Origin of the sequence: Gallaecimonas kandeliae, assembly GCF_030450055.1 — a bacterium.
GTDB lineage: Bacteria > Pseudomonadota > Gammaproteobacteria > Enterobacterales > Gallaecimonadaceae > Gallaecimonas > Gallaecimonas kandeliae.
This window is the reverse complement of the sequence record NZ_CP118480.1, coordinates 80,183-106,012: the sequence shown is the minus strand read 5'-3', so window position 1 is coordinate 106,012 and position 25,830 is coordinate 80,183. Positions and strand designations below refer to the sequence as shown.

General features: G+C 62.6%; 24 protein-coding genes and 1 pseudogene. 14 read left to right on the top strand and 11 right to left on the bottom strand.

Features of this window, described 5'->3' with window-relative positions:
* The first annotated feature begins 139 nt into the window (after positions 1-139).
* Complete coding sequence (locus PVT67_RS00475; protein ID WP_301496697.1) at positions 140-2,392, top strand: TonB-dependent receptor; 2,253 nt, start codon at positions 140-142, stop codon at positions 2,390-2,392.
* A 51-nt stretch (positions 2,393-2,443) separates the two neighbouring features.
* Here the strand turns inward: PVT67_RS00475 and PVT67_RS00470 are convergent, their stop codons facing one another.
* A complete protein-coding gene (locus PVT67_RS00470) occupies positions 2,444-2,929 on the bottom strand; it encodes a methylated-DNA--[protein]-cysteine S-methyltransferase (RefSeq protein ID WP_301496694.1) in 486 nt (161 codons plus the stop codon).
* A gap of 67 nt (positions 2,930-2,996) precedes the next feature.
* The gene (locus PVT67_RS00465; RefSeq protein WP_301496692.1) at positions 2,997-4,184 is read right to left on the bottom strand and encodes a BaiN/RdsA family NAD(P)/FAD-dependent oxidoreductase; all 1,188 of its coding nucleotides are present in this window, start codon (positions 4,182-4,184) and stop codon (positions 2,997-2,999) included.
* Between the two features lie 209 nt (positions 4,185-4,393).
* Between PVT67_RS00465 and PVT67_RS00460 the strand changes: the two genes are divergently transcribed.
* Genes PVT67_RS00460 through PVT67_RS00450 form a run of 3 tightly spaced genes read left to right on the top strand, consistent with a single transcriptional unit; the run spans position 4,394 to position 7,305 of the window.
* Entirely contained in the window at positions 4,394-5,152 is a 759-nt protein-coding gene (locus PVT67_RS00460; protein ID WP_301496690.1) for a sensor histidine kinase, read from the top strand.
* A complete protein-coding gene (locus PVT67_RS00455; RefSeq protein ID WP_301496688.1) occupies positions 5,149-5,565 on the top strand; it encodes a response regulator in 417 nt (138 codons plus the stop codon). The genes PVT67_RS00460 and PVT67_RS00455 overlap by 4 nt, the downstream gene beginning before the upstream one ends.
* A gap of 12 nt (positions 5,566-5,577) precedes the next feature.
* Positions 5,578-7,305, top strand: coding sequence for a putative bifunctional diguanylate cyclase/phosphodiesterase (locus PVT67_RS00450; protein ID WP_301496686.1), 1,728 nt, complete (start codon positions 5,578-5,580; stop codon positions 7,303-7,305).
* A 31-nt stretch (positions 7,306-7,336) separates the two neighbouring features.
* Here the strand turns inward: PVT67_RS00450 and PVT67_RS00445 are convergent, their stop codons facing one another.
* The 3 genes from PVT67_RS00445 to PVT67_RS00435 form a co-directional block, all read right to left on the bottom strand.
* Complete coding sequence (locus PVT67_RS00445; RefSeq protein ID WP_301496684.1) at positions 7,337-8,425, bottom strand: mechanosensitive ion channel family protein; 1,089 nt, start codon at positions 8,423-8,425, stop codon at positions 7,337-7,339.
* Positions 8,425-8,898 carry a peroxiredoxin gene (locus PVT67_RS00440; RefSeq protein ID WP_301496682.1) on the bottom strand — a complete coding sequence of 158 codons (474 nt, stop codon included), beginning with the start codon at positions 8,896-8,898 and terminating at the stop codon, positions 8,425-8,427. The genes PVT67_RS00445 and PVT67_RS00440 overlap by 1 nt, the downstream gene beginning before the upstream one ends.
* Positions 8,899-8,971: 73 nt before the next feature.
* Positions 8,972-9,706: a class I SAM-dependent methyltransferase gene (locus tag PVT67_RS00435; RefSeq protein WP_301496680.1), complete on the bottom strand. Its 735-nt coding sequence runs from the start codon at positions 9,704-9,706 to the stop codon at positions 8,972-8,974.
* Between the two features lie 146 nt (positions 9,707-9,852).
* Between PVT67_RS00435 and PVT67_RS00430 the strand changes: the two genes are divergently transcribed.
* The gene (locus PVT67_RS00430; RefSeq protein WP_301496678.1) at positions 9,853-10,293 is read left to right on the top strand and encodes a VOC family protein; all 441 of its coding nucleotides are present in this window, start codon (positions 9,853-9,855) and stop codon (positions 10,291-10,293) included.
* 96 nt (positions 10,294-10,389) lie between these two features.
* Positions 10,390-10,881 carry a flavodoxin family protein gene (locus PVT67_RS00425; protein WP_301496675.1) on the top strand — a complete coding sequence of 164 codons (492 nt, stop codon included), beginning with the start codon at positions 10,390-10,392 and terminating at the stop codon, positions 10,879-10,881.
* Between the two features lie 149 nt (positions 10,882-11,030).
* Here PVT67_RS00425 and PVT67_RS00420 read toward each other — a convergent pair whose 3' ends face one another.
* From PVT67_RS00420 to PVT67_RS00395, 6 genes are all read right to left on the bottom strand, one after another.
* Positions 11,031-11,498, bottom strand: a complete 468-nt coding sequence (locus tag PVT67_RS00420) for a hypothetical protein (RefSeq protein WP_301496673.1) — start codon at positions 11,496-11,498, stop codon at positions 11,031-11,033.
* 233 nt (positions 11,499-11,731) lie between these two features.
* Positions 11,732-12,565 (bottom strand): immunity 49 family protein, encoded by an 834-nt coding sequence (locus PVT67_RS00415; RefSeq protein ID WP_301496671.1) that lies wholly within the window; start codon positions 12,563-12,565, stop codon positions 11,732-11,734.
* Between the two features lie 170 nt (positions 12,566-12,735).
* On the bottom strand, positions 12,736-13,200 hold the full coding sequence (locus tag PVT67_RS00410; protein ID WP_301496669.1) for a hypothetical protein: 465 nt from the start codon (positions 13,198-13,200) through the stop codon (positions 12,736-12,738).
* A gap of 47 nt (positions 13,201-13,247) precedes the next feature.
* Positions 13,248-13,616, bottom strand: a complete 369-nt coding sequence (locus tag PVT67_RS00405) for a hypothetical protein (RefSeq protein ID WP_301496667.1) — start codon at positions 13,614-13,616, stop codon at positions 13,248-13,250.
* Positions 13,613-14,395 (bottom strand): TNT domain-containing protein, encoded by a 783-nt coding sequence (locus tag PVT67_RS00400; RefSeq protein WP_301496665.1) that lies wholly within the window; start codon positions 14,393-14,395, stop codon positions 13,613-13,615. Before PVT67_RS00400 ends, PVT67_RS00405 begins: the two co-directional genes overlap by 4 nt.
* 16 nt (positions 14,396-14,411) lie before the next feature.
* A complete protein-coding gene (locus tag PVT67_RS00395) occupies positions 14,412-16,358 on the bottom strand; it encodes a serine/threonine-protein kinase (RefSeq protein WP_301496663.1) in 1,947 nt (648 codons plus the stop codon).
* 231 nt (positions 16,359-16,589) lie between these two features.
* Between PVT67_RS00395 and tagH (PVT67_RS18805) the strand changes: the two are divergent.
* The 8 genes and pseudogenes from tagH (PVT67_RS18805) to PVT67_RS00360 all read left to right on the top strand — a co-directional run.
* A pseudogene (gene tagH, locus PVT67_RS18805) lies at positions 16,590-16,883 on the top strand (type VI secretion system-associated FHA domain protein TagH); the annotation flags it as partial.
* A gap of 132 nt (positions 16,884-17,015) precedes the next feature.
* Positions 17,016-17,729, top strand: coding sequence for a type VI secretion system-associated FHA domain protein TagH (gene tagH, locus PVT67_RS00390; RefSeq protein ID WP_301496661.1), 714 nt, complete (start codon positions 17,016-17,018; stop codon positions 17,727-17,729).
* Between the two features lie 8 nt (positions 17,730-17,737).
* Complete coding sequence (gene tssJ, locus PVT67_RS00385) at positions 17,738-18,199, top strand: type VI secretion system lipoprotein TssJ (RefSeq protein WP_301496659.1); 462 nt, start codon at positions 17,738-17,740, stop codon at positions 18,197-18,199.
* Between the two features lie 4 nt (positions 18,200-18,203).
* Positions 18,204-19,526, top strand: coding sequence for a type VI secretion system baseplate subunit TssK (tssK, locus tag PVT67_RS00380; RefSeq protein ID WP_301496657.1), 1,323 nt, complete (start codon positions 18,204-18,206; stop codon positions 19,524-19,526).
* A 26-nt stretch (positions 19,527-19,552) separates the two neighbouring features.
* Entirely contained in the window at positions 19,553-20,845 is a 1,293-nt protein-coding gene (gene tssL, locus PVT67_RS00375) for a type VI secretion system protein TssL, long form (RefSeq protein WP_301496655.1), read from the top strand.
* A gap of 22 nt (positions 20,846-20,867) precedes the next feature.
* On the top strand, positions 20,868-24,377 hold the full coding sequence (gene tssM / locus PVT67_RS00370) for a type VI secretion system membrane subunit TssM (protein WP_301496653.1): 3,510 nt from the start codon (positions 20,868-20,870) through the stop codon (positions 24,375-24,377).
* Positions 24,377-25,045, top strand: a complete 669-nt coding sequence (gene tagF / locus PVT67_RS00365) for a type VI secretion system-associated protein TagF (RefSeq protein WP_301496650.1) — start codon at positions 24,377-24,379, stop codon at positions 25,043-25,045. Before tssM ends, tagF begins: the two co-directional genes overlap by 1 nt.
* Positions 25,046-25,049: 4 nt before the next feature.
* Positions 25,050-25,829 (top strand): PP2C family protein-serine/threonine phosphatase, encoded by a 780-nt coding sequence (locus PVT67_RS00360; protein ID WP_301496648.1) that lies wholly within the window; start codon positions 25,050-25,052, stop codon positions 25,827-25,829.
* Position 25,830: the final 1 nt, after the last annotated feature.

The window sequence follows — 25,830 nt, the reverse complement described above, 5'->3', positions numbered from 1 at the left end:
AAGACTTAGCCGTCGACAGTCACAATTTTGCACTGAATGACTTCCACAAATGTTATCCAGGCATTAAATTGCGCGGCGCAAACCTTTTCATAACAACAAAAATGCAGCATTACTTCTTTTCTTGGACAGGGACACACTGATGACGATGAACAAATCCAGGCTCTTCTGGGCTGTACAGGCCGCCCTCCTGGCCACCTCTTCACTGGCCTTTGCCGCCGACAAAAAAGATGACAGCAAGAAGGACGAGGACCCCCAACTGGAGAAGATCCTGGTCACCGCCCAGAAGCGGGTCCAGAACGCCCAGGAAGTGCCGGTGTCCATCACCTCCCTCAAGGGTGACGCCCTGGATGCCTTCAGCGCCTCGGGCATGGACGTGCGCTTCATGTCGGCCCGGGTGCCCAGCCTGCTGATCGAATCCTCTTTCGGCCGCACCTTCCCGCGCTTCTACATCCGCGGCCTCGGCAACACCGACTTCGACCTCAACGCCTCCCAGCCGGTGTCCCTGATCTTCGACGATGTTGTCCAGGAAAACCCCATCCTCAAGGGCTTCCCGGTGTTCGACACCGACCGCGTCGAAGTGCTGCGCGGCCCCCAGGGCTCCTTGTTCGGCCGCAACACCACTGCCGGTATCGTCAAGTTCGACTCCAAGAAGCCGTCCCAGGCCTTCGACGCCTATGTCTCCGGCTCCTACGGCACCTATAACAGCACCAACCTGGAGGGCGCCGTGGGCGGCGGCCTGACCGACAGCCTCTCGGCCCGCATCTCCCTGCTGGACCAACGCCGTGACGACTGGGTGGACAACAAGGCCCCCGGTTACGAGCAGGACAACCAACTCGAGGGTTACCACGACCAGGCCGGCCGCCTGCAGCTTTTGTGGGAGCCCAGCGAAGACTTCAAGGCCCTGTTCAACGCCCACTTCCGCGAGCTGGACGGCACCCCCCGCGTCTTCCGCGCCAACATCATCAAGAAGGGCAGCAGCGACTTCTCCCAATACTATGACCGCAACACCGTCTACCAAGACGCCGCCGCCCGCGCCAAGCAGACGGTCTCCAACCGCGGTGGCAGCATCAAGCTCGAATACAACACCGGCGACTACACCCTGACCTCCATCACCGGCTACGAGAGCGCCGATGCCTTCTCCCGCGGTGATATCGACGGCGGCTACGGCGCCTCCTACCTGCCCACCATGGGCCCGGGCTTCATCCCCTTCACCTCCGAGTCCGCCGACGGCCTGCCCGACCACAGCCAGTGGACCCAGGAGCTGCGCCTGGCCAGCAACGAGCTGGGCCGCCTCGACTACCAGGCCGGTGTCTTCTATTTCGACGAGTCTGTCACCATCGACAGCTTCAGCTACGACGAAAAAGGGGTGCAGAACGGCTACGCGGTGCAGAATCAGGACACCAAGGCCTGGGCCGTCTTCGGCTCCGCCGACTATGACCTGACCGACGACTTCAAGGTCACCGGCGGCCTGCGCTACTCCCACGACAAGAAGGACTTCACCGCCAAGCGCCTGCAGTCCCCCATGGGCGCCGGCCCCATTGGGCCCCTGACCGCCAACCCCAGTGACGCCAAGCTGAGCTGGGATCTGAGCGGCCTCTACACCCTCAACGACGACGTCAACCTCTATGGCCGCCTGGCCAAGGGCTTCCGCGCCCCCTCCATCCAGGGCCGGCTGCTGTTCGGCGACGTGGTGACGGTGGCGGACTCCGAGACCCTCTACAGCGGTGAGGTCGGCATCAAGTCCGACATTCTCAACAACCGCGGCCGCATCAACTTCGACACCTTCTACTACCGGCTCAACAACCAGCAGCTGACGGCCGTCGGCGGCGGCGCCAACTTCAACCGCCTGATCAACGCCGACAAGACCATCGGCTACGGCTTCGAGCTGGACAGCCAGTTCGCCGTCACCCATGACCTGCTGGTCACCGCCGGCCTGAGCTACAACAAGACCGAGATCAAGGACCCGGGCCTGGCCGTGGCGCCCTGCGGCAGCGGCTGTACCGTCACCGATCCCCTCGACGCCAACGGCAACGCCATCATCGACGGCAACCCCCTGCCCCACGCGCCCAAGTGGATCGCCAACATCACCGCCACCTACAGCCACCCCCTGGGCGGCGGCGAGGTCTTCCTGTTCACCGACTGGGCCTACAGATCCAAGGTCAACTTCTTCCTCTACGAGTCCAAGGAATATCAGGACGACTACCAGCTGGAAGGCGGCCTGAGGCTGGGTTACCGCTGGAGCAGCGGCGACACCGACTACGAAGTGGCCGCCTACGGCCGCAACATCACCAACGACAACAGCATGACCGGCGGTGTCGACTTCGATAACCTCACCGGCTACGTCAACGATCCCCGCATCCTGGGTATCGAATTCAAGGCCAGCTTCTACTGAGCAGCCCCAAGACCAAAAAAGCCCCGCTTCGGCGGGGCTTTTTCATGTTACTTAGAAGAGATCCAGCTGGGGCCCGGGGTTCTCCAGCGCCAACAACTGCTGCTTGATGGCGAGGCCGCCGCCGAAGCCCACCAGGGAACCGTCGGCCCCTATCACCCTGTGGCAGGGCACTATCAGCGGCAAGGGGTTGCGGTTGTTGGCCAGGCCTACGGCCCTGGAGGCACCAGGCTGGCCAAGGGCCCTGGCAATATCGCCGTAGCTGCGGGTCTCCCCATAGGGGATGAGGGACAGCTGCGCCCAGACCGCCAGTTGAAAAGCCGTGCCCTTGGGGGCCAGGGGCACTGAGAAGTGGCGCAAGGTGCCGGCGAAGTAGGCGCCTACCTCCTCGGCTGCCAGTTCCAGGATGGGGTTGCTGTCACCAGCCGCCATGGCCGGCGCCGCCCCCAGGAAGCGCAGCTGCTGCAGCGCCTGGTCGTCGGCGACCAGGCCCAGGGCCCCTATGGGGGTATCGGGTATCAGCAGTTGGTAGAAGGACATGGGTTCTTTTCCTCGGACACTGGCCCCAGGATACGCCAACAAAAAAGCCCCGCAATGCGGGGCTTTTTCACACCGCCTGGCCGGCGGCCCAGCCGCTGGCCCAGGCCCATTGGAAGTTGTAGCCCCCCAGCCAGCCGGTGACGTCCATCACCTCGCCGATGAAATAGAGGCCCGGCACCTGCTTGGCTTCCAACGTCTTGGAGGACAGCTCGTCGGTGTCCACCCCGCCCAGGGTCACCTCGGCGGTGCGGTAACCCTCGGTGCCGTTGGGATGGACCCGGTAGGCGCTCAGCATCTGGACCAGCTTCTTCATCCGTCCCTCGTCCAGGGCCTTGAGGGGCAGCTCGCCGTCGATGCTCCCCTGCTCCGCCAGCACCTCCACCAGCCTCTTCGGCAGCAGCCTGGCCAGGGCTGTCTTCAGGGTCTGGTTGGGGTGCTTGGCGCCCATGGCGGTGAGCACCTGGGCCAGGTCGGTGTCGGGCAACAGGTTGAGGCTGACGTCTTCACCGGGCTGCCAAAAACTGGAGATCTGCAAGATGGCCGGGCCGGACAGGCCGCGGTGGGTGAAGAGCATGGCCTCCTTGAAGAGGGTACCGTCTTGGCTTTGGGCCGTTACCGGCAGGGAGACGCCGGCCAGCTCAGCCAGGGGTTCGAGATCCGGCTTGTCCAAGGTGAAAGGCACCAGGCCGGCCCGGGTCGGCAGCACCTTGAGGCCGAACTGCTGGGCTATCTGGTAGCCCAGGGGAGTGGCGCAGAGCTTGGGCATGGACAGGCCGCCGCAGGCCACCACCAGGCTCTGGCAGTGGATGGTTTCGCCGTTGGCGCTGAGGCTGAAGCCGCTGCCGGTCTTCTGGATGTCCGCCACATGGCTGCGCAGCCGCACCGTCACCCCGGCCCAGTCGCACTCGGTGAGCAGCAGCTGCACTATGTCCTTGGCTGAGTCGTCGCAGAACAGCTGGCCCAGGGTCTTCTCGTGGTAGGCGACGCCGTGGCGTTCCACCAGCTCGATGAAGTCCTGGGCCTTGTAGCGGGCCAGGGCCGATTTCACGAAATGGGGGTTGCTGCAGAGGTAGTTGGCCGGGCTGGCGTTGATGTTGGTGAAATTGCAGCGGCCACCGCCGCTGATCAGGATCTTCTTGCCGGCCTGCTTGGCATGGTCCAGCACCAGCACGGAACGGCCCCGGTAACCGGCCTGGGCGGCACACATCAATCCGGCGGCACCGGCGCCGATGATCACAACGTCGAACTGGGCCATGGCTCCCCCTGTGATTTGGGCCGCTAGTCTAACCGGCCAAAGGCTATCCCGCCAGCGGAGCCAGGGCGGCTCGACTAAGCTGTTAAGTGATACCTCCACCGAAGATGGACACTTCATGACACTAAGGCTTTCAGGGAAGAGCCAGCCGCAGCCCAACTTCCCCTTTCCGCCATCAGCTGCAACAGATCTTGCCCACCTGGGAGGCCCCTATGGCTGACCAGCAAAAGCTTTCCTCGGATGCAGGCCTGCAAAGCCTGGAACGGGAGATCGCCGCCCTGCGCGCCGAGCTGGAAGCCCTGAGTTACGCGGTATCCCACGACTTGCGCGCCCCGCTGCGAGCCATGGACGGTTTCAGCCTGGCGCTGATGGAAGAATACGGCCCAGGCCTCGATGACAGGGGCAGGGATTACCTGGAAAGGATAAGGAAGGCGGCGCAGCGCATGGGCCTGCAAATGGACGACCTGCTGACCCTGTCCCGGGCAGGCCGCGCCGACTTGGTCATGCAGCCCCTGGATCTGAGCGCCATGGCCGACCAGGTGCTGAACGAGCTGCGCCAGGCCCAGCCTGAACGACACCCGGAGATCCAGATAGCACCCGGCCTCAGTGGCTGGGGGGACCAGCGCCAGATCAAGACGGTGCTGGAGCAGCTGCTGGGCAACGCCTGGAAGTTCAGCGCCAATACCCCCACTCCCAGCATCGGCTTCGGCAAAGGCCCTGACCAGGGCCAGCCCTGCTTTCAGGTGGTGGACAACGGCGTCGGCTTCGACATGGCCAGGGCCGGCAAGCTGTTCGGCGCCTTCCAGCGGCTGCATGACGCCAGGGACTACCCTGGCCGGGGCCTGGGCCTGGCCCTGGTGCAGCGCATCATCCACCGCCATGGCGGCCGCGTCTGGGCCGAGGCGGCTCCACAGCAGGGTGCGACCTTCTACTTCAGCCTGCCGGGCCAGGAGCCAGGAGCATGCTCATGACCGACAGACCCATACTGCTGGTGGAGGACAACCCGGACGACGAATTCCTGGTGCTGATGGCCTTCAGGAAAAGCACAGTGCAGAACGAGATCCTGGTCAAGAGGAACGGGCTGGACGCCCTGGACTATCTCCATGAGCTGCCTCAGGACAGGCAGCCTGCACTGATGTTGCTGGACCTCAAGCTGCCGGGAATGGATGGCCTGGAACTGCTGCGCCGGCTGCGGACAACAGCCCGGACCAGCACCCTGCCGGTGGTGGTGTTGACCTCGTCCAAGGAGGACGAGGACCTGGTGCGCAGCTATGAGCTGGGCGCCAACAGTTTTGTGCGCAAACCGGTGGATTTCAACGACTTCGTCGAGGCGGTCAGGCAGTTGGGCCTCTATTGGTTGCTGCTCAACGAACAGCCTGGTTGAGGAGGATGGGAAATGGACAAGTTACCCCTGAAGGCACTGCTCGTAGAGGACGACCAGGACGACAGCCTGCTGCTGGTGCATGAGCTGGAGCGCCACGGCTACGAGCCGGACTACCTCTGCGTGGACAACGAGCAAGATCTGCGCGAGGCGCTACAGCACCCCTGGCAGATCGTCTTCTCCGACTTCACCATGCCCACCTTCAACGGCCTGGACGCGCTGCGGGTGGTCAGGGAGCTGGACCCCGACGTTCCTTTCATCTTCGTGTCCGGCACCATAGGGGAAGAGCGCGCCGTCGAGGCCGTCAAGTCGGGCGCCCAGGACTATGTCCTCAAGGGCCACCTGGGAAGGGTACCGGCCGTGGTCTCGCGGGAACTGCGGGATTCCCTGATACGCCAGGAGCGCCGCAAGGCCCAGCAACGGCTCAGTTTCCTGGCCAACTACGACGAGCTGACCGAACTGCCCAACCGCAGCTTCTTCGAAGCCCGGCTGCAACAAGCCCTGGAGCAGGCCATGCATCACGGGACCATGGTGGCGGTGGCACACCTCAACCTGGACAGGTTCCGCGACATCAACAACAGCATGGGCCACCAGGCCGGCGACCAATTGCTCAAGGCCATAGCCCAACGGCTGACCGGCAACACCAACGCCTCAGACACCCTGGCCCGGCTTTACAGCGACGAGTTCACCTTGGTGCTGCCGCACATCGGCAGCCGTAGCCAGCTGCTGGCCAAGATCCAGCAACTGCACCGCAACTTCGCCATCCCCTTTCACCTCGGCGGCTATAGCCTGCATGTGCATGCCAGCATCGGCGTCAGCCTCTACCCGGACGACGGCCAGAACAGCGAAGAGCTGCGGCGCCACGCCACCATGGCCATGGAGAAGGTCAAGCAGGAAGGGGGCAACGGCTGCCGCTTCTTCCAGCCGGAACTGCGGGAAAGCCTGGTGCAAAGGGTCAACCTGGAGCGGGACCTGGTGCAAGCCGTGGAAAAACAGGGCCTGGCGCTCCACTACCAGCCCCAGGTGGAACTGTCCACGGGCCGCATCGCCGCCGTGGAGGCACTGCTGCGCTGGCCCCACCCCGAGCGCGGCCTGATCCCGCCGGACAGCTTCATTCCCATCGCCGAGATGTCGGGGCTGATACTGCCCATGGGCCAATGGGTGTTGGAGCAGGCCTGCCAGCAGCTCCATCAATGGCAAGCCCTGGCTGGCCAGCGCACGCCCAGGCTGGCCATCAACGTCTCGCCTTTCCAGTTCCGGCAGCGGAGCCTGGTGGACAACGTCAGGAAGGCCCTGGCCCAGCACCAGCTCAACCCCGAGTTGCTGGAGGTGGAGATCACCGAGTCGGCCTTGATGCAGGACCCGGACAGCACCTTCAAGATCCTCTGCCGGCTGCGCGACCTGGGGGTGTCCATCGCCCTGGACGACTTCGGCACCGGCTATTCCAGCCTGAGCTACCTCAAACGTTTCCCGGTCAACGTGCTGAAAATCGACAAGTCCTTCGTCTCGGACCTGCCGGGGGACAAGAACGACATGGCCATCACCAGGGCCATCATCGCCATGGCCGAGCGGCTGCGGGTGGAAGTGGTGGCCGAAGGGGTGGAAACCTGGGATCAGATGCAGTTCCTGCACCAGGAAGGCTGCTATCTGGTGCAGGGTTACTACTTCCAAAAACCCCTGCCCGAGGAGGAGCTGTCCCCCCTGGTCGCCAGGCCCGCCCCTTACGCCCACAAGCTGTCCTGAGACGACAACGCCGGCTGATGCCGGCGCTGTTTTATCTCGCCTGGGCAGGCAAGGACTCGATATGGAGCGTCTGGGTGGGGAAGGCGCAGTCCGCCCCCAGTTCATGGATGAGGTGGATGATCTTCAGCAGCACGTCCTGCTTCACCTTGTGGTATTCCATCCAGCCGGTGGTCTTGGTGAAGCAGTAGATGAAGAAGTCCAGGCTGGAAGGCCCGAAGGCGTTGAAGTTGACGATCAGGGTCTGTTCCTGGTCTATCTCCTCATGCTGCTCCAGCATGGCCCGCACCCCGGCGATCACCTTTTCCATCAGGGCCGCGTCCTGATAGCGGATGCCGATGGTTTCATAGATGCGGCGGTTGAGCATCCGAGACGGGTTCTCCACCGAGACCTGGGTAAAGACCGAATTGGGCACATAGAGGGGGCGCTTGTCGAAGGTGCGGATCTGGGTGACCCTGAAGCCGATGCGCTCGACTGTGCCTTCTATTTGACGGTCGGGGCTGCGGATCCAGTCCCCCACCTTGAAGGGCTTGTCCAGGTAGACCACCAGGGCGCCGAAGAAGTTGGCCAGCAGATCCTTGGCAGCCATACCGATCACCAGGCCACCGACGCCGCCGAAGGCCAGCAGGCCGGAGATGCTGACCCCCAGGCTCTGGAACACCGTCAGCAGGAAGATGACGATGATGCTGGCCCTGAGCAGCTTGCCCACCGCCTGTACCGTGGTGATGTCCCTTTCCTGGCGGATGAACTCCTTCTCGCCACCGCCCACCAGGCGCCAGGCGCCCCAGGCCAGCAGCAGCTCCATCAACACCTTGCGCATCACCGGCAGGTAGGCCGCCAGGTTGGAGTCGATGCGCTCGGCCACCGTATCGGCGACCAGGCTGACCCCCACCAGCAATATCAGCCAGTTGACCGGGCCGTTGAGGGCGTCCCAGAGGATGTCGTCCCACTTGGTGGTGGACCTGTCCGCCAGCCGGAAGAGGCGTTTGGCCAGCAGCCGCCACAGCAGGGTCACCACCAGGGTCAGGCCGACGATCAGCAACACGTCCACCAGCCAGCCTTCCCCCAGCCAGCCGGTCAGGGCGCCATAGAGGGTGCGCCACCCCGATTGCAGTTGAGTCATCAGAGCGCCGCCAGCACCACCTCGGCCTTGGAGCCTTCAAAGGTCTTGGGCGGCTCGACGTTGAGCAGGGTCACCACGCCGTCGTCCACCACCATGGCGTAACGCCTGGAGCGCAGGCCGCCGAAGGCGCCGGTGTCCATGTCCAGGCCCAAGGCCTTGGTGAAGCTGCCGTCGCCGTCACCCCACATGTGGATGGCTTCGGCGTTCTGGGCCTTGCCCCAGGCCCCCATCACGAAGGCGTCGTTGACGGCCAGGCAGACGACGGCGTCCACGCCTTTGGCCTTGAACCGGTCGGCCGATACCACGTAGCCGGGCAGGTGCGCCTCGGAGCAGGTGGGAGTGAAGGCGCCGGGTACGGCGAACAGCACGACCTTGCGACCGGCGAAGAAGTCCTGGGTTTTCACTTCCACCGGCTTACCATCCTGCATTTCCTGCACGCTGGCTGCGGGGATCTTGTCGCCTACCTGGATCATGGTCATCTCCTTGAAAATGGTTCTGGTCAGCCTAACCCCTGCCGGGGCGGCGCTCAACCAGCTTGGCCCCGCCCTATTGCGGGTAGATGTCGAAACGGTTCTTTTTGGTGGGCACGCTGGAAGCGGGCTTGGCACCGGCCAGGGGCTCGGCGTAATCGGGGCGCTTCACCACCACCTTAAGGCGCGCCGCCTGCCTGGCCGCCGCCAAGAGGGCGTCGGCGTCGGGGTCGCTGCCCACCAGGGTCTGAAAGATGCGCATCTCCTTCTTGACCAGGGCCGACTTGTCCCGGTGCGGGAACATGGGGTCCAGGTAGACCACATCGGCGCTCATGGTCGGCAGCAGTTCCACCGCCACCCCGTGGTGCAGGCTCATGCGCATGGCTATCGGCGCCACGTCCAGGTCCAGGGCGGCCCTGGCCAGGCCGTCCTCCAGCAAGGCAGCCACCGCCGGGTGGCGTTCGATGAGCTGCACCTCGCAGCCGAGGCTCGCCAGCACGAAGGCATCCCGGCCCAGGCCGGCGGTAGCGTCTATGACGGTCGGGTTGGCGCCCTTCTTGAGGCCCACCGCCTTGGCGATGGCCTGGCCACGGCCGCCGCCGAACTTGCGCCTGTGGGCCATGGCCCCTTCCACGAAATCCACATAAACGGCGCCCAGCTTGGGCTCGTCTGTCTTGCGCAGTTCCAGGCGCTCGGCGGTCAGCACCAAGGCGCAGGGAGACTGCCCAGCTTCGACAAAGCCGTAGCGGGCCCGCAGCTGTGCGGCCTCTTGCTGGCGCTCTGGGCATTGGCAGATCAGGGGAATGGCCATGGGGTTCTCCTCTTGGGCGAGGCAAGTCTACTGCCCACCAGGCCTTGCCACAAAGACCCGCCCTATTAAATAAACAAATAACTTTACAAAAAGAGGGCTCTGGGCCAGATTAAATAAACAATTAACTTTGTAAATGGAATTGCACCATGCTCAATCCCTACGTTGAACACCAGAACCTGACAGTCCCCGACCTGGATCTGGCCATCGCCAGGGTGCTGGCCCTGATCCCCCAATGGCGGCTGCGCGCCCGCCGCAAGGAATACATGCAGTCCACCTTCGGCGACAAACCCTTCTCCCTCGACTGGGCTCACCTGGGGGACGACCACAGCTACATCGCCCTGCAGGCCCCCTCGGACGGCGAAGCCTTCATCGCCAATCCCCAACCTTATTTCAACCACCTGGGCATAGTGGTGCCCGATCTCGCCAGCTGCCTGGAAAGGGCTGCCGAACTGGGCCTGGAGGCCAAGGCCTCACCCGCCCATCCCGCCAGGCGCAGGGCCTACGTCAAGGTGGTGGAAGGCCTGATGCTGGAGCTGATCCAGTACCTCGATGAGGACCCGGCCCAGCGCCACAGCTATGGGGCATGAGAGTTGGCCATGGAGAGCTTATATCAGCGCGGCTTGAAAGAATGGCTGAGCACTGTCCAGGGAAACAGCTCTGGCACCGATCCTAGGAGTTACGTAATGAACACCATCACCCTGTTGGGCAGCGCCCGCGGCAACGGCTACACCGCCACCCTGGCCGAGGCCCTGGGCTTCAAGACCCTCAACCTCAACGACTTCAACATCAGGCCCTACGACTACCGCAGCGACGGCCGCGGCGACGACTTCCTGCCGCTGGTGGAGCAACTGCTGGGCTACGACCGTATCCTCTTCGCCAGCCCCCTCTACTGGTACAGCATGAGCGGCCAGATGAAGCTGTTCCTGGACAGGATCACCGACCTGCTCGACCACCATAAGGAGTTGGGCCGGCGCCTTCGGGGCAAACAGGCCGGGGTGGTGGCCACGGGCGGCGCCAGGGTGCCGCCCCCCTGCTTCGAAGAGCCCTTCCGGCTGACCTTCGGTTACCTCGGCATGGACTACCAGGGCATGGTCTACCTGGACAGCAGCCAGGGCCTGGACGCCGCCTCCCTGGCCCTGGCCGCCCGGGACTTCCACCAGCGGCAGGCAAGCTGAAAAAAAGCCCAGGCCAAGGCCTGGGCAAAGGATGGGACTAAAACTTCCGCAGGGCGTTACCCTTACAACACATACTGGCCTGAGCACAGCCAGGCCGGTATGGGATCCTAGGCAGCGGGGGGCCCGGCTGTTGGCGTTGCTGGCAACGACTAGCTGCGGGCTAGGGCCCTGAACTTCTCCACCAAGCCGACCGCGCGCATCACTTCGTCAGTAAACTCAAAGTACTGCTCTCTTTTTCTCTTCGTCGTTTGGAAGTATCTCGATCTGTTCTTTATTTCGAAACCCGGCTCACCACTCCCTCTGGTGTTGGCCAGGCGGCAGACTTGGATGGTCTCGCCGTCGAACTCCTGCGCCACCAAAGCGGTGCCTACCGGAAGGCCGCCATCGTTTGGCGTCCAGCCCAGTTGCACATCGATAACGTCGGCAAGCCATGCCAGCGCGGATATTGGCAGCTCGGTTTGTAAACGGAATTTGGAATCAGCATCCCCGGTAACCACAATCAGGAAGTCATCCCTATAGGTAAAGAAGGTGTAAAGACTCCGATCCCGGTAGCACAGCACTTCTGTGAAGCCTTGGGGCGGAGATGATAACGAAGCGAGCACCGGTATATCGTTCATGGGATTTCCTTCAATACATCACTGACATCGACCGAGGGTTTGGCCCCGCTTTTCATCTCGCCGAAAGTCTTGGGGTTCCTTTCGTAGGCAAAGGTCTCGACAGCCCCGTATTGCCTGTCCGGTGGGAGTCCAGAGAGCACTTCCACCGAACTTCAGGAGGTGGCTGGCCGTCTGAAAAAAGCCCAGGCCAAGGCCTGGGCAAAGGATGGGACTAAAACTTCCGCAGGGCCGCCTTACAACACATACTGGCCTGAGCACAGCCAGGCCGGTATGTAGTCAGACTCGATGTCCAGCCGCCAGTCCTTGTTGTCATGGACCAGGGACAGCAGCGCCACCAGCTCCAGTGAGATCCAACCGGCCCTTTCCATGGGGTCATCGGCCCAGTAAGTCTTGTGTAGCTCCAGGGCTTCCTGAAGCTTCTCCTTGAACTCGGCCTCATCGTCGCTCAGGAAGCAACGGTAAAGGCTCAACAAAGGTACCTGGTTGTAGGTGAGGTAGCGATCGCGGGCAGCACTGATATCAGGCCCACTGGTGGCATCCAGGGCATTGAATAGCAGCTCACCGATGTCCGAATCAGGGTCGAGTAGGCCCTTCAAGAAGTCCACATAACTGTACGCTGCTTCATCGGTCTCTGTTTCTGCCTGTCGCATGGCGTCTGTCGATACTTGGCAAAGGATGGCCAGCGCCTGGTGGTCGCGGAGTATTAAAGCCAGGCTGAAAACCGACAGCCAAGAAGTAGGATCCGTTGAATAGTTTGTCCTTCCGATTGCATAAGGATAGTGCTGGCCCAAGTATTCCAGCTCATAGGTCACCGGCAGGGCCAGGGCGCTGACGAAGTGGGCCACCCCCAACGACAATGCCAACTGCAGGTACTGAATGCTCAACTCGTCAGGCTCACCCAGGGCATCCGCCGTAATAGCCACTTCTGTAGCCCTATCAAAGCGGGCTAGATTCTCCGGCCTCTCCTGAAAGGAGTTCAGCAACTTATCCAGTCGTCCTTCGAAGTGAGCTATGTCGTCTTCTTCCATGCCCCTGTGCTTTATTTCAGGCCTGATGCGTTTTTCCATGTGACTTACCTCTCCATCTCGTATTTCGAGCCCCTGACCTCAGGTGGCCTTTTTACTTCCCTGTACCTACTGCCCATTACGCCACAAGAGGTATTGGCCTGACACCAGCCAGGCCGAGCATGGGCTCTTAGACAGCAGCTGGGCTCGGCTATTGGAGTTGCTGGCAACTGTCAGCAGCCGGCTAGGGCCCTGAACTTCTCCACCAAGCCGACCGCGCGCATCACTTCATCGGTGAACTCAAAGCCCTGCATATCATCTTCATCAACGTTGCAGTGCCTTGAACGGTTCATAACCTCGAAACCCGGCTCTCCACCCCCTCTGGTGTTGGCCAGGCGGCAGACTTGTATGATTTCGCCATCGAACTCCTGCGCCACCAATGCGGTGCCTACAGGCAGGCCGCCGTCGTTTGGCGCCTTGCCCAGTTGCACATCGATAACATCGGCAAGCCATGACATCGCCTGCTTCGGTAGTTCTATCTGCAAATAGAAGCCATCATCGGGTTCACCTGAAAGTAAAACTACGATCTTATCTTTGTAGGAAAAGAGGGTATGAACATCGCCGTCTTGATATCGAAAGAGCTCTTTGAAGGCCTCAGGTGGTGAAGCAAGTGAAGTGACTATGGGTATGTCGTTCATGAGCTATGCACTCAACATGATGAACCCAATACCCTTAGCTTGAGAAGCTAAAGGTCTATTACACCTTCAAGAATACAAATAAATCGCCCAGGCTGATATTCGCCATAAGACATCACTGCCAATTTATTTTTAGTTTTACCACTAAGAAGGCAATATGTCAGCTTCAATCCCTGCATGCTCCCGTGATAAATCAACACCTCCCCAAGACTTGTTTTCTTTAGCCCTAAACACGAAGAAATTTCGTCTGCATCAAGCTCACTAGATACGGAGGCTATATTATTAATAGGTACTATGTCTTTGAGGCCAACCTTGTAATCATATAGTTCAAGGCTCACCGTTATCCCTGATGACATTAGCTCAGTGTCTGTACCATCAAACACCTTCTTCGAAAACAGTTTCATTCGATGCCTAATCATGAAATTTCCTTAAGGAAGCCATAGGAAACAAGCTCTTCAACCGAAAGAGGCAGTTCATACTGCATCCCTTTCCCCGGTTGTCCAAACCATGGCACTGCTTTGCCAGCTTGGGTTCCCATAATATCCTTCTCTACGCGATAACGCCTGTATGGCTTTTCTAGAGTACTCTCGGGCAGAGCTCGGTTCTCGAAGGGTTCGTCCGCCTTAGCTACGAATGTTCCCAAGTCTCTGAACTTGCCGGTATCATTATCTATAAAGCCTCCGTAGCGATCAATGACCTCCCCAACCTGTAACGATACTTCTTTGGAGCAGATCGCTCCCCGATTGGGAGGCCAACCCCCATTCAGAGAATTCTTAGAGAAAAACTGTTCAAGCTCTTCCCATTGCTGGTCACGGAAAAGCTTGAATGCTTCTTCCGCTTGGGGACCTTTATTATTGAATTCATCGACTGACTGACAGAAGTCTTCGAACGTTACGCTGACGGTGCTATCAAAATCGTATACTGTCTCAGAATCTTGATCCGTCAGTAGAGACAAGTCAGTCGAAGGCTTCGCCCTTCTTGGTTTGACACCATCATCTTTGATTTTCGATGACGCGGGCTGCCTATGCCGACTTTGCTCCGAAAAATTACTAGACTTTATAAGTCCAGATGTAGCGGCAACGGAGCTCTTTTTAACAAGAACGCCATTGAGCGAGGGCCTTGCCTGTAAGTCTTTGGTGACGGCGGCATGGCTTTCCTTGCCGCCTTGGCCCAGTTGGGTCCTGTCCAGGGGTGACATCCTTGTGCCCTCGCCGTCAGTCCGACATCAGTTCGTTGGCGCGCTGCATCAGCGGGGCTGCGGCCACGACGCGGCGGTGCGCTATCAGGTCGTTGGCCTGGCTGATGTAGGCGTTGGCCAGGTTGTGGCGCAGTGCCTTGAGGGACGGCAGGTCTACCGGCAGGGTGGCGGCGAAGGCCTTCTCGGCCTCGAAGACAGCGTCCAGGGCCTGGCCGTCCTTGGCCGCCGCTATGCCGTCGTTCCAGACGCCAATCTTGCGGGCATAGAAGGCTTCGGCGGCGTCCACCGGGTAGTCGGCGGTGCCACCCTCGGCCACGGCCTTGTCGTAGTTGGCCAGGGCCGCTATGGCACTTTCCTGCTGCTTGGCGGCCTTGATGGTGTCGGCGGCGCCTTGCTCCTGGCCGTAGAAAGTCTCGCCTATGGCCAGCAGCCGGGCGATTGCCGGGGCATCGTCCTGGTCGATGGCGGCGCTCATCTGGCCCTTGTAGGTGGTGATGGCCTGGTCACCCAGGGCCGGCAGCTGCTTGCCGAGGAAGAGGAGGTCGGCCTTGAGGCCGGTCAGCTCGTCGACGGCGCCCTGGGAGCCGAAATCCCCCTGCACCAACCGGGCCCGCAATTCTTCTGCCAGGGCGTTGTAAAGCCCCAGGCGGCGCTGGTTGAGCTGGGCCTCCAGGGTGCGCAGGCTGTCGTCGTTGGGGAAGTAGGACAGGGCTTCCACCAGCACCTTGGCCGCCGCCGGGAAGTTGGGCAGGTCGGCCCGGGCCGGTGCCTTGAGAGCCTCGTCCACCTTTTGCCCGAAGTGGTCGATGATGCGGTCCCTGTTGCTCATCAGCAGGCCGGCCCGCTCCAGGGGGCTGAAGCCGCCCAGGCCGGCCAGCAGCTGGGTGACGGGCCGGGAGGACAGTTCCGCCAAGGCGGCCTGGTGGTCGCTCTGGGCCTTCAATTCCTCCCGGGCGGCGGCCACTTCCTTGCCGCCCTGTTGCCAGGCGTAGAAGGCCGAGCCCAGGGCGGCGGCCACCACCAGCGGGTAGATCAGGTGGGCCCAGGGTAGGGGCCGCGTCGTCTTTTCTATCTCGGCCAGGCTGGGGCGGCGGGCTTCTTCCTTGAGCAGGCGGCGGAAGCAGCCCCAGAGCCGCCCCGGCATGTTGCCTGGCCTGGCCAGCTTGAAGGCCTTGCGCTGCTGCTCGTCCAGGCGCTGGCGGTCGAAGGGATGGCGGGACGACAGCAGTTCATAGCTGACGCAGGCCAGGGCGTAGAGGTCGTCCTCCACCTGCGGCTCCTTGCCGGCGATGAGAGAGGTGGAGGCGTAGGCCGGCGTATAGCCGTAGACGGTGGTCTCGTCCCCCAGGGACTGGTTGAGGAAATCTTCCTGGTGGCCTGGCCGCAGGGCCTGGGCCACGCCGAAGTCGAGGATCTTGATGCTGCCCTGGCGGGTCACGAAGATATTGGACGGCTTGAGGTCGGCATGGACTATGCCGCGCTGGTGGGAGTAGGCCAGCGCCTGGATGATCTGGTCCAGCACCGCCTTGGCGCCCTTCCACTTCAGGCCCTGGGGCTTGGCCCGCTGTATGACCTTGGACAGCGGCTCCCCTTCCAGCAGCTCCATCACCATGAACCAGACGTCACCGTCATGGTCCAGATCGTAGACGCGGATGATGTTGGGGTGGGCCAGGCATTTGGACTTGGCCGCTTCCTTGGCCAGCAGCCCCAAGGCATTGCCGTCGCGGGTCAGCTCGCTGCGCAGTATCTTGACGGCGACCTGGGCGTCCTTGGCACCGGCTTCCTCCAGGTGCAGGTCGGTGGCACGGTAGACGTCGCTCATGCCCCCGGACCCCAGCAGCGAGGCGATGCGGTAACGGCCCTTGAGCACCTTGCCCTGCCAGTCCATGGGGGCCTGGGCCTCGACGGGCAGATCCTGTTCAGGACAACTCTGCCCGGGCACTGTAGTGCGGGTCTGGGTCATTGCATCCATGCGTTATTCTCCCGTTATTTGATTTTTGCTAATTAAAGAGAATCTGTATTTCCCTATATTCCCGGCTAAATGATAACGGCTTTTTTCACTTAACAACAAGAAAACTGAACCTGAAAGTCATGACGCGTTGACACTAAATGCAACGAATAATATCTTTAGCCTGCTCTTGAGAATGGAGCAGTGCTTCTAGGCAAATTCGTTTACTAGGGAAAGGTAATTGCCATGGAACTGGAGCTTGAAATCACAAGCTATCACCGCTTATCGCCAACCGTTCAGGCAAAAAAGGTTTTTTCAAAAGGAAATCATACACTTGGAAGGTCAGAAGAGTGCGAATGGCAGCTCCCTGATCCCGACAGGGTAATTTCCTCCCGTCATGCGGAAATATCCTTTAAAGACAATGAATTCTGGCTTAAGGATATCTCAACAAATGGTGTTTTCATCAATAACACCGGCCAGCCACTGGGTCGGGATCGGGAAGAAAGAATTAAAGAAGGCGACCAGATCCGCATCGGTGACTATGAAATATCAGTGAAAGAAATAGGCATTTCAGGCACCCCTGAAAAACAGGAAATGCCTACCCTTAATTCCCAACCTGATGAAATAAAAATCCGTCAGAAAAAGCCGCTCGATTTAGCCATTCCCCAGCCGGTGCAAAACACCCAGAAGCCGGTTGAGACCCTGGCCTCGGGGCTGACCGAACACAGGGTGGACGATGCCCATGTGGCCCTGCCGGCCAGCGGCATTCCCACCGAATGGGGTTGGAGCAATCCGGCCCCCGCCCAGGCCGAGGAGCCCACCAGGAACGACGCCTTGTTCGAGGCCCTGGTCGAAGGCATGGGCATGGCCCAGCAGTTCAAGGACAAGGCCCCGGATCCGGCACTGATGCGCGATCTCGGCAACCTGACCCGGGTGCTGCTGGAGCGGCTGCTGGACCTGCTGCACATGCGCGCCGAGCAGAAGCAGAAGCTGCGGGTGCAGCAGACCACCTTCCGCCGCCAGGAAAACAACCCCCTGAAATTCTCGGCCACGGCCCAGGACGCCATAGAGTCCCTGCTGCTGCGCCCCCACAACTCCTTCCTGGGCCCGGACGCCGCCGTGGACGAGGCCTTCGCCGACATCCAGGCCCATGAGCGCGCCCTGCTCGCCGGGGTCGAGCGGGTGGTGGCCGAGTTGCTGGGCGGCGAGGCCGGCCAAGGCGCCGACACCCTGGACAAGCTTCCCGTCATCGGCAAGGCCCGCGCCTTCGACCGTTGGCAACAACAACGTCAGCACCTGCTCAGCGAATACGGTGAAAGCGACCGCATGCTCAGGAGCGACACCTTTGTCGAGGCCTACGAAGCGGCCATTCGCACCCACAGATAGGAGTCACCATGTTTTCCTACATACGCCTGCTGCTGTTATCCACGCTGCTGGCCCTCGGCGGCTGCGCCGTGGCCAACAAGGTGGTTGCGCCCTACACCGACCTGGACATCCAGGTCGCCAAGGATCTCAACCCCGACATCTCGGGCCGCCCCTCACCGGCCGTCATTCGCATCTTCGAACTGAGCGGCCGCAGCAAGTTCGAGTCCAGCGACTTCTTCCAGCTCTACGAATCCCCCAAGGCCAACCTGGGCCAGGAGCTGGTGGCGGTGCAGGACGTGGAGGTCCAGCCCGGCCAGCACCTGGTGCACCGCATGCGCCTGGGCACCAAGACCCGTTTCATCGGCGTGGTGGTGGCCTTCAGGGATATCGAGAAAGCCGACTGGCGGCTGGTGATACCGGCCGACCCCGAGGACTACGACACCCTGGCCCTGGCCCTGGACTCCCTGACCATCCACAAGACCAAGGGTTAACGACATGGAAAGATTGGCAAAAGTCGCCTGGTCCGAAGGCATGCTGCTGCGCCCCCAGCACTTCCAGCAGCAGGACCGCTTCCTCTACCAGGTCTCCAACAAGCGGCACGTCAAGCTCAATCCCCACGGCTACGGCATCACGGAGCTGATGCTGGACGAGCAGGCCCTGGGCCTGGGCCAGGTCAACCTGGTGCGCGCCGCCGGCCTCTTCCCCGACGGCATGCCCTTCAGCTTCGACCAGCAGGAATCCCTGAGCCTCAGCATACCGGCCGACGCCCGCGACGAGCTGCTCTACCTGGCCCTGCCCCTGGAGAAGCAGGCCGGCGTCAATATCGCCGACAGGGACAGCGCCCAGATCGCCCGCTACGTGTTGCAGGACGTCTCCGTGATGGACGACTCCCTGGAGGACGGCCTCGAGGAAGACCTGGGCCTGGCCTACCTCAACCCCTGCCTGCGCCTGGAGCGGGAGGACAAGGCCGGCTTCGTGTCCCTGCCCATAGCCCGCATCGTCGAGGTGCTCAACGAGCAGGAGGTGAAGCTGGACCGCTCCTTCATCGCCCCCTGCCTGGACATGGGCGCCGTCCAGCCCCTGGCCAACCTGCTGCGCGAACTGCTGGCCATGGTCAAACAGCGCGCCGGCGCCCTGGCGATGCGCATGCAAAAGGGCAACGAACAGGCCTCCACCCTGTTGGACGTGCTGATGCTGCAGGCCCTCAACCGCTGGCAGCCACTGCTGGAGCACCTCAAGGAAAGCAAAGGCGTGCACCCGGAGCGGGGCTACGAGCTGCTGATCACCCTGGCCGGCGAGATGGCCACCTTCACCCGCGCCGAGAAGCGCCCGCCGCAGCTGCCCGGCTACCGCCACGACAACCTGACCGCCACCTTCGGCGACCTGGCCGCCGTGCTGAGCCAGTCCCTGAGCACGGTACTGGAGCAGACGGCCGTGGCCCTCAAGCTGGAAGAGGCCCAGTTCGGCATCAAGGTTGCCCCCCTGGCGGACAAGAGCCTGCTGGAAGCGGCGCAGCTGGTGTTGGCGGTCAAAGCCGACCTCACCACCGAAGAGATCCGCCGCCGGCTGCCGGCTCAGATCAAGCTGGGCGCCGTCGAACATATCCGCGATCTGGTCAACAACCACCTGCCCGGCATCGCCGTCAGCGCCCTACCGGTGGCCCCGCGCCAGATCCCCTACCACGCCGGCTACCACTACTTCCTGCTCGACAGCCACAGCGACCGTTGGCAGCAACTCAGGCAGAGCGGCGGCCTGGCCGTCCACGTCTCGGGCCACTACCCGGGCCTGGCCCTGGAACTCTGGGCCATACGCCAGTAACGCCAAATTGCACAGGGATGTGACAGATGAACGACAGCACCATCATCAAGCCCCGCCCCGGCGCCCGCCAGGCGCCACCCCGGCCCCAACCCCGGGCGGCGGCGGAGGACAAGACGGCCCTCTCCACCCCGGCCGACGACGGCATTCGTGGCCGCTTCCGGCTGCCGGAGACCAAGCTGGGGCCCCTGGTGGACCAGGCCTCCAAGCTGTTGTCCCTGGCCTGCCGTCTGGCCGAGATCCGCCAGGTGGACGACACGGCCAACCTGCGCCGCCAGGCCATGGAGCTGGTGCGCGAATACCAGCGCGCCCTCCAGGGCCAGCAGTGCAGCCCGGCCAGCGTCGACATGGCCTCCTACTGCCTCTGCGCCTTGCTGGACGAAATCGTCCTCAACAGCGAGTGGGGCCAGAACGGCCAGTGGGCCGCCAGCTCGCTGCTGTCGGAATTCCACGCCGAGACCTGGGCCGGCACCCACTTCTTCGAACTGGTGGAGAAGGCCCAGCGCACCAACGACCAGGCGCTGCTGACCTTGCAATACCTCTGCCTGGCCATCGGCTTCAAGGGCAAGTACCGCATCGAGGAACGGGGCCAGGAACAGCTGGACGCCCTGCGCGACGGCCTCTACCAGCAGCTCTGCGCCGACCAGGGCCGGGTCAGCTCCCCCTTCGACGGCAACTGGCGCGACCGCCTGGTGCCCGGCAACGAACTGGCCCAGCGCTTCCCGCTCTGGGTGCTGGCCGCCCTCTGCGCCGTGGCGTTGCTGCTGGTCTACATGGGTTTTGCCTACCGCATCAACCAGCAGGCCCAGCCGGTGTTCCTGGACATAGCCCGGATGGCGGTCAAGCCCCAGGCCGGCCCCGAGGCCGGCACCAGCAGCCTGGCCGACTCCCGTGACGGCAAATACCTGCAGCAGATACTGCAGACCGAAGTGGACAAGGGCCTGTTGGAGCTGATTTTCCTCAAGGACCGCATCCGGCTGCGCATCGGCAACGAGGCCCTCTTCGCCTCCGGCTCGGCGGCCATCCGCGAGGACATCAAGCCGGTGCTGATGAAGATAGGCCGGGCCCTGGAGAGCACCCAGGGGCGCATCCAGATCACGGGCCATACCGACGACCAGCCGATCTTCACCAGCAAGTACCCGTCCAACTGGCACCTGTCCCTGGCCCGCGCCACGACGGTCGCCAACTTCCTGGCCGGCACCGGCGACCTGACCGGCCGCCTCTGGCCAGAGGGCAAAGGCGAGGCGGAGCCTCTCTTCGCCAACGACAGCAACGAGCACCGCGCCCGCAACCGCCGGGTAGAAATCGACCTCATACCCTGAGCAGGACTGAACAATGAGTGGCATGACATGGATACGTCGCCTGGGCGCCGGCCTGGGTTCACGCAAGGTGATACTGGCCCTGGGCGCCCTGGCCATCATACTGCTGACCTGGTTCGGCGGCCCCCTGGTGGCCATCGCCGGCTGGGAACCCCTGGCCAGCGTGGCCGCCCGCATCCTCTTCCTGGTAACGCTGGCGCTGCTGGTGCTGGGCTGGCAGCTGTGGCGCCTGAAGCGGGAGAAGCAGGCCAACGAACTGGTGGTCAACGAGATGCTGACCCCCAGCAGCAACGACGACGCCCTGCTCAGCGAGGAAGTGGAGGCGCTGCGCAACAACATGAAGGACGCCCTGGCGCTGGTGAAGAAGTGGCGCCCCGGGCGCTTCAAGTCCGTCTATGAGCTGCCCTGGTACATGATCATCGGCGCCCCCGGCTCCGGCAAATCCACGGCCCTGCTCAACTCCGGCCTGGAGTTCCCCCTCAAGGACGAGATGGGCATAGACGCCGTCAAGGGCGTCGGCGGTACCCGCCACTGCGACTGGTGGTTCACGAACAAGGCGGTGCTGATCGACACGGCCGGCCGCTACACCACCCAGGACAGCGCCGACAAGCGCGACGCCAAGGGCTGGAACTCCTTCCTCGGCCTGCTCAAGAAGAACAGGCCCCGCCGCCCCATCAACGGCGTACTGCTGGCCGTCAGCGTCGCCGACCTGCTGGAGCAGACCCCCACCGAACGGCTGCTGCACGCCCGCGCCATCAAGCAACGGGTGCAGGAACTGAAGAACCGCCTGGGGCTGGTGTTTCCCGTCTACGTGGTGCTGACCAAGTTCGACCTGCTGGAAGGCTTCAACGAGACCTTCGGCCTGCTCAGCGAACAGGAACGCCAGGAAGCCTTCGGCATCACCTTCCCGCTGCAGGCGGTGCGCAGCCCCCAGACACTGCCCCAGGCCTTCGAGGCCGAGTTCGACGCCCTGCAGCAGCGCCTCGGCCGCTTCGTGCTGCACAAGATGCAGCAGGAGCGTAACCCGGCCGCCCAGCGCCGCATCTACCAGTTCCCCAAACAGCTGGCCCTGCTGCAGGCGCCGCTCTGGGACCTGCTCAAGGAGGTGTTCTTCCCCTCCGCCTACGAAGAGGTGCCGCTGCTGCGCGGCATCTACCTGGTCTCCTCCGAGCAGAGCGGCCAGGCCATGGACAAGATCGCCAAGCTGGTGGACAACCACTACCGGCTGCAGCCGGCCCCGGCCAAAACGGCCATGGCCAGCCACGACAGCTTCTTCCTGCGCCGGCTCTTCGACGACATCGTCTTCTCCGAGCACAACCTGGCCAGCGCCGATCTCAACCACGAGAAGAAATTCATCTGGGTGCGCCGCGCCGCCATGGCCAGCGCCCTGCTGGCCACCGTCGGCCTGACCAGCGGCTGGTACCTGAGTTACGGCTGGAACAGCCGGCTGATCCAGGCCTACCAGGCCCAGCTGTCGGCCCTGTCCCTGGACCTGCAGGACAAGGACCTGGACTGGGTCAAACTCAACCGGCTGCTGGGAGGCGTCGCCTCCATGCCCGGCGTGCTGCACCAGCCCATGCCGGCCGGCGGCCCGCAGCAGCTGGGGCTCTTCCAGGGTGAACGCCTGGGCCAGGCCGCCGAGGGCGCCTACGGCCGCCTGCTGCAGGGCCAGTTCGCCGACGCCCTCAAGGCCTCCCTGGAGCAGGAGATCGCCGGCAACCTCAACCACCTCGAATACCTCTACGAGACCCTCAAGACCTACCTGATGTTGGCCGACCGCAGCCACCTGGACGAAGACCAGGTCCACGCCTGGTTCGAGCTGATGCTGGAGCGGCGGCTGCCTGGGCAGATCAACGAGCCCATCCGCAACCAGCTCAACGAGCACCTGCGCCGCTACCTGAAGATGTCGCCGCCCCTGGCCCTGGACCAGAAACTGGTGGCCGACGCCAGGGCCGAGCTGACCGCCCTGCCCCTGGCCGAGCGCGCCTACCAGCGCATCAAGGTGGACTCCGACGCCAGCCGCCTGCCCGACTTCCGCCTGCCCCTGGCCCTGGGCTCCGTGGCCGAAGGGGTCTTCGAGCGCCGCAGCGGCACCAGCCTGCAACAGGGTATCCCCGGCCTCTATACCCGCAACGGTTACCAGGCGGTGTTCCTGCCGGAGAAGGACAAGATCGTCAAACGCCTGATCGAGGACTCCTGGGTCTACGGCGAGAATGACGCCGACTTCCGCAACCTGGACGAGGACGTCATAGAGGCCGGGGTCTCTGAGCGCTACTTCCGCGACTACATCTACGTCTGGAACAACTTCCTCGACGACCTGCGCCTCAAGCCCTTCAACTCGGCCCTGGACGGCGCCCGCATCGCCGGCCTGCTGTCGGGCCCAGAGGCCCCCATCGGCCGCCTCTTCGCCCTGGTCAAGAAGAACACCCAGCTCACCGACCCCGAGCAGAGCAAGGTGGGCGCCGTCGCCGACAAGGCCAAGGACGCCGCCCTCAACCGCCTCAGCCAGCGCAAGCGCGAGCTGAGCGGCCTGGTGGACCTGGCCGCAAACGACAACGCTCAGCCCCAGAAGACGCCGGTGGAGAAGGCCTTCGAGGCGCTCAACCGCGTCAAGCCTGAGACCTTCGACCGCCTCCAGGCCGACACCAAAGTAGCGGCCCGCTACTTCGAGCAGCAGGGCGGCATGACCCGCGCCCACGCCATCGCCACCGTCGACCGCGGCCAGTTCGACGACGCCCTGCGCGACTTCTACAGCGCCATCCGCGACTCCGAATCCGACCGCCTCGACCACCTGGCCGGCGACTTCCTGGGCGACTCCCGCCAGGTGGTGAAGCTGTCGGAAACCCGCCAGATCAACGACATCTGGCGCGGCAGCGTCTACGGCGACTACCGCCGCGCCATCGCCGGCAAGTACCCCTTCCGCCGCCAGGCCAAGTCGGAAGTGGCGCTGCAGGACTTCGGCGACTTCTTCGGCTACGGCGGCGTGCTGGACAAGTTCTTCCAGGAACACCTGAGCAGCTACGTGGACACCAGCCGCAGCCCCTGGCGCCTGACCAAGGATCTGGGCATCAGCGAGCAGAGCCTGCACCTCTTCGAGGAGGCCCAGAAGATCCGCGAGGTGTTCTTCCCCCCCGGCAGCCGCACCCCCAGGCTCAGTTTCAGCCTCAAGCCCCGTAGCCTGGACCAGAGGGTCAGCCAGTTCATGCTGGAGATCGACGGCCAGAACCTGACCTACCGCCACGGCCCGACCCGCCTGACCAAGTTCAACTGGCCGGAAAACGCCGGTGAGCAGATGACCCGGGTGGTGTTCAACCCCAGCCAGGAAACGACGCCGGTGGCGGCCAGCTACCAGGGCCCCTGGGCCATCTTCCGGATGCTGCAGGACGCCGGCCATATCAGCTCCCAGGACAGGCACCAGATAGTGCAGCTCCAGGTCAAGGACTTCGAGGCCAAGCTGGAGCTGGTCACCAGTTCGGTGAAGAACCCCTTCACCACGGCGCTGCTGGAAAGCTTCCAGCTGCCAAGGACCCTCTGATGCAGTGGGGCTACATGGGCAAGGTGCCCAACAGGGGCGACTTCCTCTGCCACAACCTGGCGCCCCAGGTCAGAGACCTGTTCTTCGAGTGGTGCCAGGCGGGCCTGGCGGTGAGCCGGGAACAGCTGGGCGAGGATTGGACCGACGCCTACCTGACCTCGCCGGTCTGGCATTTCGCCGCCGCCCCCGGTCTGCTGGCCGAGTCCGGCCTGCTGGGCACCCTGATCCCTTCCGTGGACAAGGTGGGCCGGCACTTCCCCTTCCTGGCCCTGGGGGAGTTCCAGGGTTCGGCCCTGCAGGCCTGGCGGGAGGGTCAATGGTCGGCTGAGCTGGAGGAGCTGGTGCCGGCGGTGCTGGACGATCACTGGCAGGAAGGGGACTGGCGCAGCCGCCTGGCCGCCGTGCCTCTGCCCCAGGGCCAGGGGCGGCGCCTGCATTGGCCCCAGGCCCAGGGCAACCTGGTGCTGCCGGCCGCCTCCGAGGCCGAGCTCTTGCAGAGCCTGGTGGCCAGGGAAGGGGAACCCATGATCTGGTGGACCCAGGGCTCCGCCTTCGTGGAGCCGGTGATGCTGATGACCCGGGGATTGCCCCAGGTAGGGCAGTTCGCCGCCATGCTGGCCGCCCAGTGGCAGCAGCATGGTTGGCAGCAGGGAATGCTAACGGAGTAAATAAATGCGTATAAATTCAACCGGTTTTACTCACAGGGGTGGAACCCGGGATCATAACGAAGATGCATTCCTGGAATTCAGGGAATTAAATGTCTGGGTTGTTGCAGACGGCATGGGTGGATATCAAGCTGGTGATGTTGCCAGCCAGTTAATTTGCGACACCGTCGATTCGGAAATAAGGCAATTAGAAAAAGGCAAATTAACGCCACTCAAAATTACCGATGCATTAAAAAAGGCAAATCAGAAAATACGACTATACGGAAAGCAATTTCTTGACGACCAAACCGTCGGCTCCACCGTCGTATCCTTGATGATAAATGAGGGTGAATTTCACCTCTTCTGGGTCGGCGACAGCCGCTGCTACCTGCTCAGGGACGGCCAACTCCGCCAGCTCAGCCGCGACCACAGCCAGGTGGCAGACATGGTCGAAGAGGGCGTCATCACTGAGGATCAGGCCGAGTCGCACCCCCTGGCCCACGTCATCACCAGGGCCGTTGGCGTCGACGAAGATCTGGAGGTGGACAGCCTCAGCGGCCCCCTCCAGGAAGGGGATGTTTTCCTCCTTTGCAGCGACGGAATTTCCAAAGAATTTAAAACCTTGGAACTCGAATCCTTTATCCGGGAAGGCAAATTAGATGAAGCTTCTATGGCAATAATGCATGCGGCTTTGGTCAAGAAATCGAAAGACAACATCACCTGTATTCTTGTTAAAGTAGAAAATGATTGTTACCCTGTTTCGGCACTGAATCAGAATGACGATGTGACGGTTCCCGTTTTTAGATAAC